The sequence below is a fragment of the Streptomyces sp. 8K308 genome (genome assembly GCF_004348315.1).
GTDB lineage: Bacteria > Actinomycetota > Actinomycetes > Streptomycetales > Streptomycetaceae > Streptomyces.
This window is the reverse complement of sequence record NZ_SMKC01000211.1, coordinates 1-12,224: the sequence shown is the minus strand read 5'-3', so window position 1 is coordinate 12,224 and position 12,224 is coordinate 1. Positions and strand designations below refer to the sequence as shown.

Here is a 12,224-nt window from a genome sequence, read left to right as displayed (position 1 = left end):
GGGGCGGACCGGGGGCGCGCCTCGGCGTGCGGGGCATCGGCTTGGGTAGGCTGGCGCGGTTGTCGCCGTCGAGCCACCGTTTCCGGAGATCGTGACTACCACCGCCTCGTCCGCACCCCATTCCTCGCACCATCTCTCGCCCGCGTTCCCCGGCCGCGCTCCCTGGGGCACGGCCGGCAAGCTGCGTGCCTGGCAGCAGGGGGCGATGGAGGAGTATCTGCGGCGCCAGCCGCGGGACTTCCTGGCCGTCGCCACCCCCGGCGCCGGCAAGACGACGTTCGCGCTGACCCTGGCCTCCTGGCTGCTGCACCACCACGTCGTCCAGCAGGTGACGGTCGTCGCCCCCACCGAACACCTGAAGACCCAGTGGGCCGAGGCCGCGGCCCGGATAGGGATCAGGCTCGACCCGGAGTACAGCGCGGGCCCGCTGGGCCGCGACTACCACGGGGTGGCCATCACCTACGCCGGCATCGGCGTGCGGCCCATGCTCCACCGCAACCGCAGTGAGCAGCGCAAGACCCTGGTGATCCTGGACGAGATTCACCACGCCGGCGACTCCCGCTCCTGGGGCGAGGCGTGCCTGGAGGCGTTCGAGCCGGCCACCAGGCGGTTGGCGCTCACCGGCACCCCGTTCCGCTCTGACACCAACCCGATCCCCTTCGTCTCGTACGCGGAGGGCGCGGACGGGATCCGCCGCTCCGTCGCCGACTACACCTACGGCTACGGCAACGCGCTGGCCGACGGCGTGGTGCGGCCGGTCATCTTCCTCTCCTACAGCGGCAGCATGCGCTGGCGCACCAAGGCCGGGGACGAGGTCGCCGCCAAGCTGGGCGAGCCGATGACCAAGGACGCCACGTCCCAGGCGTGGCGCACCGCGCTCGACCCCAAGGGCGAGTGGATGCCGGCGGTGCTCGCCGCCGCCGACCGGCGGCTGACCGAGGTCCGCAGGTCCATCCACGACGCCGGCGGCCTAGTGATCGCCACCGACCAGGAGTCGGCCCGCGCCTACGCCAAGCTGATCCGCGAGATCACCGGCACCTCGGCCACCCTCGTGCTCTCCGACGACAGCGGCGCCTCGCAGCGCATCGAGGACTTCCGGGGGAGCGAGGATCGCTGGATGGTCGCGGTGCGGATGGTGTCCGAGGGGGTGGACGTGCCCCGTCTCGCGGTCGGGGTCTACGCCACCACCATCGCCACCCCGCTGTTCTTCGCCCAGGCCGTGGGCCGTTTCGTGCGCTCCAGGCGGCGCGGCGAGACCGCGTCCGTCTTCCTGCCGACCATCCCGACGCTGCTCCAGTTCGCGCACGAGCTCGAACTGGAGCGCGACCACGCGCTGGACAAGCCGAAGAAGGAGGGGGAGGAGGACCCGTACGCCGAGGAGGCCGACCTGCTCAAGGAGGCCGAGCGCGAACAGAGCGAACCGGACGGCGAGCAGGACCAACTTCCCTTCGAGGCGCTGGAGTCCGACGCCGTCTTCGACCGGGTGATGTACGACGGGCACGAGTTCGGCATGCAGGCCCACCCCGGCAGCGAGGAGGAGCAGGACTACCTGGGCATCCCGGGGCTGCTCGAACCCGACCAGGTGCGGCTGCTGTTGCAGAAGCGACAGGCCAGGCAGCTCGCCCACAGTCGCCGCAAGCCGGACGAGGAGGCCGACCTGCTGGAGATTCCGGCGGAGAACCGGCCGGTGCTCAGCCACAAGGAGATGATGGAGCTGCGCCGCGAGCTCAACTCCCTGGTCGGCGCCTACGCGCACCAGTCGGGCAAGCCGCACGGGGTGATCCACACCGAGCTGCGCCGGGTGTGCGGCGGCCCGCCGAGCGCCGAGGCCACGGCGGGCCAACTGCGTCAGCGGGTGCAGAAGATCAGGGAGTGGGCCACGCGCATGCGGTGACCCCGGGGCACGCTTCCGGCGTTTTATCCCACAACGGTCCAAAATCGTCACCGATTGCTCGGATTTTGGACGTCCTCTTCCGGTAACCGGTGCTGATCGATAAGTTTCCGGGCACGCGCACACTCGGTTGCAGAGTCGCCCCGGTGCGCAGCGGCCAGTGATCCGTCTCACCTGCCATGTGTCCTGTGATGGCATCCCGTGCACGCTGCCGAACGGACGACGGCACGCGCACCGCTGACCCGGAAGGGGGCGCCGTGACCGCGGAGACTTCCCAGACGCTCGACAGAGGACTGCGAGTCCTCAAGCTGCTCGCCGAGTCCGACCACGGACTGACCGTCACCGAGCTGTCGCGACAGCTCGGCGTCAACCGCACGGTCGTCTACCGACTGCTCGCCACCCTCGAACAGCACTCCCTCGTCCGCAGGGACGCGGGCGGCCGGGCGCGGGTCGGCGTCGGGGTGCTCGGCCTCGGCCGCCAGGTGCACCCCCTGGTGCGGGAGGCCGCCCTGCCCGCGCTGCGCTCCCTCGCCGAGGACGTGGGCGCCACCGCCCACCTCACCGTGGTCGACGGCACCGACGCCCTCACCGTGGCCGTGGTGGAGCCGAGTTGGACGGACTACCACGTGGCCTACCGCACCGGCTTCCGGCACCCCCTCGACCGGGGCGCCGCCGGCCGCGCCATCCTGACCGGCCGCTGCAAGGACATCACCGACGAGGACGGCTACGTGCTCACCCGCGGCGAGCTGGAGGCCGGCGGCTCGGGCGCCGCCGCCCCGCTGCCCAGGGACTGCGGCATCGAGGGCAGCGTCGGCGTGGTGATGCTGAGCGAGGCGGTGCCGCCCGAGGTGGGGCCGCGGGTGGTCAGGGCCGCCGAGGAGGTGGCGGCGGTCCTGCGTTAGATTCGCTGCCATGCCCGCAGCCAAGAACGCGCCCGAGGCACCGGCCGCCGCCCAGCAGTCGCGTGGCCGCCGCCGTCCGCTGTTGCTCGCCCTCTGCGGCGCGCTCGTGGTGGCGCTGTTCGCGGTGGCGGCGATCGCGCCGCTGCCGTTCTCCGTGACCTACCCGGGGTCCACCGCAGACGTCCTCGGCGAGACCGACGGGGAGCCCGTCATCACCGTCTCCGGCGCGCCGGTGCGCGAGACCGAGGGTGAGCTGCTGCTGACCACCATCGTGGCCACCGGGCCCGACGCCACGGTGCGCCTCGGCGACGTGATCAGCGGCTACTTCGCCGACGACCGCGCCGTGATGCCCCGCGCCTCGGTCTACCCGGTCGGCGACTCGACGAACGAGATCCGCGAGCACAACGCCGAGCAGATGCGCGAGTCCCAGGACGCGGCGGTGGCCGCGGCCCTCGACTACCTGGGGGTGGACGGTTCCGAGGTCTCCGTGGAGCTCAACCTGCCCCGGGTCGGCGGCCCGAGCGCCGGCCTGCTCTTCTCGCTCGGCATCGTGGACCTGCTGCAGGGCGACGGCCGGGGCGGCGACCTCACCGGCGGTCAGGTGATCGCCGGCACCGGCACCATCGAGGCGGACGGCACCGTGGGACCGGTCGGGGGCGTGCCGCTGAAGACCAGGGCGGCCGCCCGCGACGGCGCCAGCGTCTTCCTGGTGCCGCGCGACGAGTGCACGGACGCCCAGGCCGACCTGCCCGAGGGGTTGCGGCTGCTCCCGGTGACCACCCTGAGCGGCGCGGTCGAGGACCTGCGCGCGCTGGCGGCCGGCGAGCCCGTGCCGACCTGCTGAACCGGCCCGGCCGCCCCCGCGAGTGCAGGTCGCGGGGGCGGCTTGTGGGGGGTGGTGTAGGTACTGATTCCCCGGCTTGGCGCTTTCACGCTCCCGCGCCGCGGATCGAGGACATTCGCACCCCACTGACACCTTGTGGCGGAAGCCGGGGCGATTCCGCGCCGGCTTGGTGAAGTCACACGGCGCCTCGGTACAGTCGGGCCGCGAGAAGGGGAGGCGGGGCATGGCGATCGACGAGCTCGACGCGCGGCTGATCGAACTGCTCGCCAGCCAGCCGCGGATCGGCGTGCTCGAGGCCTCGAGACGGCTCGGCGTGGCGCGCGGCACCGCACAGGCCAGGCTGGAGAAGCTGCAGGCGACCGGGGTCATCCGGGGCTTCGGCCCGGACGTCGACCCGGCGGCCATCGGCTTCCCGGTCACCGCCTTCGCCACCCTCGAGATCACCCAGGGCCGTGGCGACGAGGTGCGCCGCCACCTCGGCGGCGTCCCCGAGGTGCTCGAGCTGCACACCATCACCGGCCAGGGCGACATGCTCTGCCGCCTGGTGGCCCGCTCCAACGCGGATCTGCAGCGGGTGATCGACCGGGTGGTCGGCTTCCCCGGCATCGTCAGGGCGTCCACCGCGATCGTGATGGAGAATCCGGTTCCGCTGCGGGTCATCCCGCTGGTGCGGCACGCCGCCGGTGGCTCCTGACCGGCCGCCGCGCCCCGCTCAGGGCGTCGACTCGCCCGGCTCCTCCGCGGCGCCGGGGATCAGCAGGCCGCGTAGTTCGTCCTCCACATCGCCGGCGTCGCCCTCGGTGCCCGGCGGCACCACCCGCAGGGTCCGCTCGAGCCAGGCGGACAGCGGCACCGCCGGCACGTGCAGCAGCGCCTCGCCGTCCGGCGAACTCAGCGACAGGCAGATCACGTTCCGCCCGCCCAGCTTGGCGGGCCACACCCGCACATCGCCCTCCCCCGAGGGACGGAACACCCCCTCCACCAGCAGATCCCTGGCGAAGGTCCAGTGCACCGGGACGTCGGAGCCCAGGTGGAAGGTGATGTGCACGGCGTACGGGTCGTCCGACCGGTACACGAGCCGAGCCGGCACCGGAACGCTGCGCTCAGGCGAGAGCACCAACTGGAGGTCCAACTCCCGCTCGATGATGGTGTGCATGGGATGCGCCCTTCTCTGTGCGGTCCTGCGGAGATAGAGAGGGAGAGACCGGCGTTTCATTACGCCACTCCACGAGATTGGTCGAGACTCCTTCAGCTGCTGGTCGGCGGGCTGGCCGGACCGGCGACGCCCTGTCGGCGCAGTGCGGACCCGGGTACCCCTGGAGTCCCCGAGTACGCTGCCCGGATCGGCGCGCCGCACCGGTCGGGCCCCGCAACTTCCCCCTGGCTGGCCGATATTGGCTGGACCCTCCAGCCGGCCCACTCGCACAGTGATCCGGTGACATCACCGACGCCCCCCGCCTTCCTGCCGGGACTCCAACTCTCCCGCGTCCTCTACGAGGAGGCCGTACGGCCGCTGCTCGCCGAGCACTATCCGGGACTGCCGCACGCCGCCGCCCGCGTCGGCCCGGGCTCCGAGGTGCTGGGCTTCGACACCGCCAGGTCAGCCGACCACGAGTGGGGGCCGCGGCTCGAACTCTTCCTCACCGCCGAGGACGTGACCGAACACGGCGCCGACATCGAACGGCTGCTCGCCCACCGCCTGCCCAAGGAGGTGCGCGGCTGGCCCACCAACTTCCGGCCGTCGCCCGACCCCCACGACGTGGCCGGTCTCATGGCCCACACCGACGGGCCGGTGGCGCACCGGGTCGCCGTGCGGGACGTCGGTTCCTGGCTCGCCGACCTCGGCCTCACCGCCGAGCCCACCACCGCGGACTGGCTCGCCATGCCCGCCCAGCGGCTGGCCGAGGCCACCGCGGGCGCCGTGTTCCACGACGGGGTGGGCGAGTTGACGGCCGCGCGGGCCGGGCTCGACTGGTACCCGGACGAGGTGTGGCGCTGGCTGCTCGCCTGCCAGTGGCAACGGGTCGCCCAGGAGGAGGCGTTCCCCGGCCGCTGCGCCGAGGTCGGGGACGACCTGGGCGCGGCCGTGGTCGCCGGGCGGCTGGTGCGGGACCTGATGCGTCTCTGCCTGCTCTACGCACGGCGCTATCCGCCGTACTCCAAGTGGCTGGGCAGCGCCTTCGCCCGACTGCCGGTCGCCGGCGAGCTGTTGCCCGCGCTGCGCGGCGCGCTCGCCGCCACGGGCGCCGCGCTGCGCGAGCGACACCTGTGCGACGCGGCCGAGCGGGTCGCCGCCCTGCACAACGAGTCCGGCCTGACGGCACCGCTCGACCCGACCCGAAGGCCCTTCCACAGCCGGCCGTTCCTGGTGCTCGACGCGGGCCGGTTCGCGCGGGAGCTGGCCGGCACGGTCACCGAGCCGGCGCTGCGCGGGCTCCGGCTCGTGGGCGCCGTCGACCAATGGGTGGACAACACGGACTTCCTCGGCGACCCGGTGCCGGCGCGTGCCGCCGTGCGGGCGGCTCTCGAGCGACGGGGCGGGCGGGAACCGGATGGTGTTCGTTAGGGTCCTTCTCGGACAGACTTGGAATGACGCTGGCCGCTCGCGACGTACGATGCTTACTCGCAGTCGCGACCAGAGAGCACGGACGAGGAGATTCGGACCGCATGAGCTCCCCACCCGCAGGAGGCGCCAGCGGCGGCCCGGGGCCCAACTGGTATCCGGACCCGTCCATTCCCGGCTACATCCGGTACTGGAACGGCACCGCCTGGGTGCCGGGCAGCAGCCGGCCCGAGCCCCGGGAGGGCGAGCCCGCGCCCACGCCACCGGCCGGCGCCGGGGTGGCGCCACCGGCGCCCACGCCGGCGCAGGCGCCCCCCAAGGACGAGACACAGCCCTTCTTCTTCGACGAGGACCCGACGCCGGCGGACTCCGGGCCGCAGGCGTCGCACTCGGGCGGCCAGCGGGTCGCCTGGGGGTCCGACGAGGACGTCAGCCCCTCGCCGGCCGCCGCGGCCGGGCACGTCGATCCGCGGGGGCAGTTCCGCCGCACCCCGGCCGAGGGCGCCCTCGCGCCCGAGCCGCCGCCGGCCCAGGCCCCGGAACCCCCGCAGGCCCGGGCGCCCGAGCCGTCGGCGCCGCGCCCAGAAGCCGGTGGCGGCTCCTGGGAGCGCCAGGTGCACGAGCTGGCCCAAGGCGGCGGGCAGGGCGACGCGGCCCCCGCCGGCCCGCCGGTGCAGGCCGCCCAGGCGCCCTCGGTGCCCTCGCAGTCGGGCCCGCCAGGGCTCGGGGCCCCGCCGCCGCCCAGCCCGCAGCAGGGCGTCCCGGTGCCAGGACAGGCGGCGCCCCCCGCGCCGCAGGCCAGCCCGCCGCAGGGCGTGCCGGCCGCCGGCGGCCCGGCGGGGCTCGGCGTCCCGCCTCAGCCGGGGCCGGCCCAGGGCGCGCCACCGGCCCAGCCGGCCCAGCCCGTGCCGCCGCAGGCCGGGCCCGTGCCCCCGCCGCCCGCCAGCCCGGCGCAGGGCGTCGCGGTGCCGCCGACGCGGCCGAGCCCTGGCCAGGGGGTGCCCGTCCCGGGCGCCGCGGCCGGCGGTTACGGCTACCCGCAGCAGTCCAGCGCCGCCGGCGGTTACGGCTACCCGCAGCAGTCCAGCGCCGCCGGGGGCTACGGCTACCCGCAGCAGTCCAGCTCCTCGGGCGGCTACGGCTACCCGCAGGCCGGCTCGACGCCGCCGGGGCAGTCGCCCTACCTCCAGTCCCACCAGGGCGACCCACTCACCATGGTGCGGCAGTTCGTCGACCCCGGGCAGAAGTACCCGGCCGGCCTCGGCCGCCGGCTGCTGGCCAGGATCGTCGACTCGCTGCTGCCGGTCGGCGCCGCCGTCGCCGTGGCCCTGCCGCTGATCAGCAACGCCCGCGACCACATCCAGGAGCAGATCGACGCTGCCGAGCGCGCCGGCGTCACCAAGCAGATCTGGCTGATCGACGGCACCACGGGCGGCTACCTCGCCCTCGTCCTCGGCGTCTTCCTGGTCGTCGGGCTGCTCTTCGAGGCGCTGCCCACCGCGATCTGGGGCACCACCCTCGGCAAGGGCATGGTCGGCGCCCGGGTGGTCGACGTCGAGCGGCAGGAGAAGCCGGCCTTCGGCGCGGCGCTGCTGCGCTGGCTGCTCTACAACGTGCTGGCGCTGCTGGTGGTGGGGATCGTCAGCCTCGTGATGGGCGCGCGTGACCGGCCCTGGCGCCAGACCTGGCACGACAAGGCGGCCCACACCTTCGTGGCGGTCACCAAGCCGAACGGCTAGGTCCCTCCGCCGGGGCGTGTCATCCATCCGCCCGGCGCCCGGATGCGGGGCGCCGGGCGCCGGGGTGGACTTAGGGGCATGAGCACCCACCAGTCACGGCCAGATCCCGAGGACGGCGCCGGCCGGGAGGCCGGGGAGGACGAGGGGCTGCCCAAGGCGCCGCCGCCCGGCGAGCCCTACGGCGCCAACCCCTACGGCGGCCCGACCGGTGCGGTCGACCCGCTGGCCGGCATGCCGCCGCTGGCCAACCGCGGCAGGCGCCTGGTCGCCCGCATCATTGACGCGATCATCATCGGCGTCCCGGTGACGCTGCTGATGTGGCCGCTGGTGGGGGACTACGGCTGGGACGGTGACGGCGGGGGCGGCGCGTACGGCTCGGAGGCCGTCGTGCTGGTCGTCTACTTCCTCTACGAGGGCCTGATGCTCAGCGCCCGGGGCCAGACCCTGGGCAAGATGGCCATGCGCATCAGGGTGGCGATGCTGAACGACGGCTCGGTGCCGCGCGGCAACCCGGCCTGGTACCGGGCCGGCGTCTACTCGCTGCCGCAGCTACTGCCCTGCATCGGATTCGTCTTCTGGCTGGTCAACGTCCTCAACTGCACCTGGGACCGGCCGTATCGACAGTGCGTGCACGACAAGGCGGCCAAGACCGTGGTGGTCTCGACCGCCGGATAGCCCGCTCCCCGCCGCGGGCCTGCCGCCCGGCGTGCGCGCGGGGGCGCGCGTCGCTCAGACCGTTACCCCAGGGCGCCGGCGCGGGGTGTCGACCGGCTGCGGCTGGGCAGTCTTCAGGGGCCGCGCGGCGGGGACCCGGCCGGTGTGGCGGGCCCGCAGGACCAGTGCGACCAGGACGCCGAGCAGCAGGGCGACACCGGCCACCAGCGCGAGACCCGGGCCCGAGAGGGCCGGCGCGATGAGGAGTAACGCGAAGGTGGTGGTGACGACGGTGACCGAGCCGTAGATGATCTGCGCGGGGGTCGGGTGCGGCATCGCGTGTCCGTCCTCGGTGCTGGTTGTCGGCGGGCCGTGCCGAAAGGTGGCGCCCCGGGCGGGCGTTCCTTTTCGAACGGTTCTACGGCCCTCGATGCCCGCGTGGCGCCGTCGGTAAGCGCGCGCCGGGTTCCATGACCGATGCACGGGGGGCGCACGGATTCATGGTGTGACGCCTTGACAGACGGATGAACGACCGTAGTGGCAGTGGGGGGTTGAATCAAGGGCTGTCTTTTTCTGAATGACTCATGTCAAATTCACCCGTCGTGTCACTGCTCGCGCAGGGAGGACAGTCACCACGTGAACATGGGGAAGAGATCCACCAGATCGACGACCGTGGCGGTCGCGACGACCCTCGCCGCCATCGGCGCGGCGGTGTTGCTACCCGCCGGGGCCGCCCAGGCGCAACCACCCGCCGATCCGGAGGCGGCGCCGGAGGTCGAGGAGCCCTACGCCACGGAGCCCGAGCTCCCTAACCCGCTGGGGGACAAGCGCGAGTCGCAGCGTCAGGAGGCCTACCAGCAACTGCTCTCCGGCGAGGCCACGGCGCGCACCAGGAGCGGCTCCGAGGTCGTCGAGCTGGCCGACGGCGAGTTCGTCGACACGGCGACGACCGGCACCGACCGCATCTTCACGGTCCTCGTCGAGTTCGGGGACGAGATCCACCAGGAGTTCGGCGGCGACCCGGGCCCGCTCGTCAACCAGATCCCGGAGCCCGATCGCGAGGTGGACAACACCACGATCTGGCAGGAGGACTTCGATCGGGGGTACTACGAGGACCTGTACTACTCGGAGGACCCGGACGTCCCGTCCGTGAAGCAGTACTTCGAGCACCAGTCCTCGGGGCGCTATTCGATCGAGGGTTACGTCAGCGACTGGGTCAGGGTCGACTACAACGAGGCCAGGTACGGCAACAACGCCTGCGGCTCCAACGTCTGCCGCTCGGTCTGGGAGGTCGTCGCGGACGGCGTCACGACCTGGTACGAGGAACAGCTCGCCCAGGGCGCCACCGCCGAGGAACTCCAGGCCACGCTCGCCGAGTACGACCAGTACGACCGCTACGACTACGACGGCGACGGCGACTTCCACGAGCCGGACGGCTACCTGGACCACTTCCAGATCGTGCACGCCGGCGAGGACGAGTCGGCCGGCGGCGGCGCGCAGGGCGAGGACGCCATCTGGGCCCACCGCTGGTACGCCTTCGCCGACCGGATCGGCGCGACGGGACCCGAGTTCAACCCGCTCGGCGGCACCGAGATCGGCGACACCGGCATCTGGGTCGGCGACTACACCATCCAGCCGGAGAACGGCGGCGTCGGCGTCTTCGCCCACGAGTACGCCCACGACCTCGGCCTGCCCGACCTCTACGACACCCAGGGCGGCGAGAACGGCACCGGGTTCTGGACGCTGATGTCCTCGGGCTCCTGGCTCGGTCTCGGCGACGGCTCCATCGGCGCGCTCCCCAACGACATGGGCCCGTGGGAGAAGCTGCAACTCGGCTGGCTCGACTACGAGGTGGCCCAGGCCGCCACCCGGTCCACCCACCAGCTCGGCCCGTCCGGGGTCACCTACCCCGAGGACGGCCGGGACCGTGGCAGCCAGGCGCTGATCGTCGAGCTGCCGGAGAAGACCGTCACCACCCCGATACACCCGCCGGCCCAGGGCGAGAACCAGTGGTGGAGCGGCTCGGGCGACGACCTCAACAACACCCTGACCCGCACCGTCGACCTGACCGGCGCGAGCTCGTCCGCCTCCCTCGACCTCACCGGCTGGTGGTCCATCGAGGAGGGCTTCGACTACCTTTACGCCGAGGTGTCGACCGACGGCGGCTCGACGTGGACCGCGCTCGACGGCACGGCGAACGGCGAGGCGCTGCCGAGCGACGGCGCCGGCCGCACCGCCATCTCGGGCGAGTCGATGGGTGACGTCCCGGTCTCCTACCCGCTGGACGACTACGTCGGCCAGTCCGTCGAGGTCCGCTTCCGCTACCAGACGGACGGCTCGCGGACGATGACCGGCTTCACGGCCGACGAGATCTCCGTCACGGCGGACGGCGAGACGGTCTTCGCCGACGACGCGGAGAGCGGCGAGGGCGACTGGGCGGCCGACGGCTTCAGCGTCGTGGGCGAGGCCATCACCGGCGAGTACCCCCAGTACTACCTGGTGGAGAACCGGCAGTACGTCGGCTACGACCGCACCCTGCGGACCGGCCCGTACAACTTCGGCTTCCTCGACCAGCGGCCCGACTGGGTCGAGCACTTCCCCTACCAGAACGGCGTGCTGGTCTGGCTGTGGGACACCTCGGAGCTCGACAACGACGTGAGCCAGCACCCGGGCACGGGCCTGATCCTGCCGGTCGACGCGCACGCCGAGGCGGACCGCTGGTCGGACGACTCCCTGATGCGGAACCGGATCCAGTCGCGGGACGCCACCTTCAGCTGGTACCCGACCAGCCGGCTGACCCTGCACCGCAACAGCGAGCCCACCACCCTGCTGGCGGAGCCCGGCGCCCCGGTCTTCGACGACCGGAACGGCACGTACTACGACACGGACAACCCGTTCAACAGCGTGCGGGTGCCGGACACCAACACCAGGATCTCGATCCTCTCGCAACCGCTGAACACCTCGAAGCCGATCACGGTGCGGGTGTCCCCGAGCGGACGGTGATCGGGCGATCACACCTCCGTGGGTGACCACGGTCTCGGCCGCCGCCCCTCGACGGGCGGCGGCCGAGCGCGTAAGGATGTGTGACATGTCAGATGGAGGTTTCGTCCAGCTGCCGGACGGCAGCGTCGTCGTCGCGCTCGGCCTGCCGCACCCCGTCGCGCCGGGACGCAGCGTGCGCGTGCTGGTGCACGCGGTCAACCGGCCGCGGGCGCTGACGCGGGTGCGGAACCTGGGCCTGCGGGCCGTCTACCTGCGCGGCAACGCGGCCCCGCCGACCCCCGACGAGATCTCCGCCGTCCTGCACCACCCCGACGGCATCGTCTGGCGCCACCGCCCCTCCGAGGCCGCCGACTCCTGGCGCCCCATCCGCCACCTCCTCCGGCGCCCGGCCTGACTTGCGCCTGCGGCGGGCTGGCGGCGCGCCCGGTCCGGCCGGCGCCGCGGACCGCGCGCCCGCCGCTTCGCGGCCGGCGGGGCCATAGCGCCCTTCGCGTCGCTGCCCGCCCGGCACGTGCGCCGACGGGCGCTCCGTGCCGCTGCGACCGCGAGGAGACGGATGCCGGGGCGGGCTGGGCACCCGGCCCTCGCCGTGCGGCCGAGCCGGCCGCACGGCGAGGGCCGGATAGGG

At 73.3% G+C, this 12,224-nt stretch carries 11 protein-coding genes; 9 read left to right on the top strand and 2 right to left on the bottom strand.

Annotation, left to right across the window (positions count from 1 at the left end; translation table 11 throughout):
* Positions 1-91: 91 nt before the first annotated feature.
* From E1265_RS24465 to E1265_RS24450, 4 genes are all read left to right on the top strand, one after another.
* The gene (locus tag E1265_RS24465; protein ID WP_132933164.1) at positions 92-1,894 is read left to right on the top strand and encodes a DEAD/DEAH box helicase; all 1,803 of its coding nucleotides are present in this window, start codon (positions 92-94) and stop codon (positions 1,892-1,894) included.
* Between the two features lie 254 nt (positions 1,895-2,148).
* Positions 2,149-2,793, top strand: a complete 645-nt coding sequence (locus E1265_RS24460; RefSeq protein ID WP_132933163.1) for a helix-turn-helix domain-containing protein — start codon at positions 2,149-2,151, stop codon at positions 2,791-2,793.
* 10 nt (positions 2,794-2,803) lie between these two features.
* Positions 2,804-3,637 carry a S16 family serine protease gene (locus E1265_RS24455; RefSeq protein WP_132933162.1) on the top strand — a complete coding sequence of 278 codons (834 nt, stop codon included), beginning with the start codon at positions 2,804-2,806 and terminating at the stop codon, positions 3,635-3,637.
* A 223-nt stretch (positions 3,638-3,860) separates the two neighbouring features.
* Positions 3,861-4,331 (top strand): Lrp/AsnC family transcriptional regulator, encoded by a 471-nt coding sequence (locus E1265_RS24450; RefSeq protein WP_132933161.1) that lies wholly within the window; start codon positions 3,861-3,863, stop codon positions 4,329-4,331.
* Positions 4,332-4,349: 18 nt separating this feature from the next.
* On the opposite strand, the gene E1265_RS24445 is transcribed toward E1265_RS24450, so the two are convergent.
* Positions 4,350-4,793, bottom strand: a complete 444-nt coding sequence (locus E1265_RS24445; RefSeq protein WP_132933160.1) for an SsgA family sporulation/cell division regulator — start codon at positions 4,791-4,793, stop codon at positions 4,350-4,352.
* A 279-nt stretch (positions 4,794-5,072) separates the two neighbouring features.
* On the opposite strand from E1265_RS24445, the gene E1265_RS24440 reads away from it, so the two are divergent.
* From E1265_RS24440 to E1265_RS24430, 3 genes are all read left to right on the top strand, one after another.
* A complete protein-coding gene (locus E1265_RS24440) occupies positions 5,073-6,203 on the top strand; it encodes a DUF4037 domain-containing protein (protein ID WP_132933159.1) in 1,131 nt (376 codons plus the stop codon).
* Positions 6,204-6,304: 101 nt separating this feature from the next.
* The gene (locus E1265_RS40385) at positions 6,305-7,939 is read left to right on the top strand and encodes an RDD family protein (RefSeq protein ID WP_165953861.1); all 1,635 of its coding nucleotides are present in this window, start codon (positions 6,305-6,307) and stop codon (positions 7,937-7,939) included.
* A gap of 78 nt (positions 7,940-8,017) precedes the next feature.
* A complete protein-coding gene (locus E1265_RS24430; RefSeq protein WP_165953860.1) occupies positions 8,018-8,614 on the top strand; it encodes an RDD family protein in 597 nt (198 codons plus the stop codon).
* A 54-nt stretch (positions 8,615-8,668) separates the two neighbouring features.
* Here E1265_RS24430 and E1265_RS24425 read toward each other — a convergent pair whose 3' ends face one another.
* Entirely contained in the window at positions 8,669-8,929 is a 261-nt protein-coding gene (locus E1265_RS24425; RefSeq protein WP_132933157.1) for a hypothetical protein, read from the bottom strand.
* Between the two features lie 306 nt (positions 8,930-9,235).
* Between E1265_RS24425 and E1265_RS24420 the strand changes: the two genes are divergently transcribed.
* The gene (locus E1265_RS24420) at positions 9,236-11,596 is read left to right on the top strand and encodes an immune inhibitor A domain-containing protein (protein ID WP_132933156.1); all 2,361 of its coding nucleotides are present in this window, start codon (positions 9,236-9,238) and stop codon (positions 11,594-11,596) included.
* Between the two features lie 85 nt (positions 11,597-11,681).
* The gene (locus tag E1265_RS24415; protein WP_132933155.1) at positions 11,682-11,990 is read left to right on the top strand and encodes a hypothetical protein; all 309 of its coding nucleotides are present in this window, start codon (positions 11,682-11,684) and stop codon (positions 11,988-11,990) included.
* The last annotated feature ends 234 nt before the right edge of the window (positions 11,991-12,224 follow it).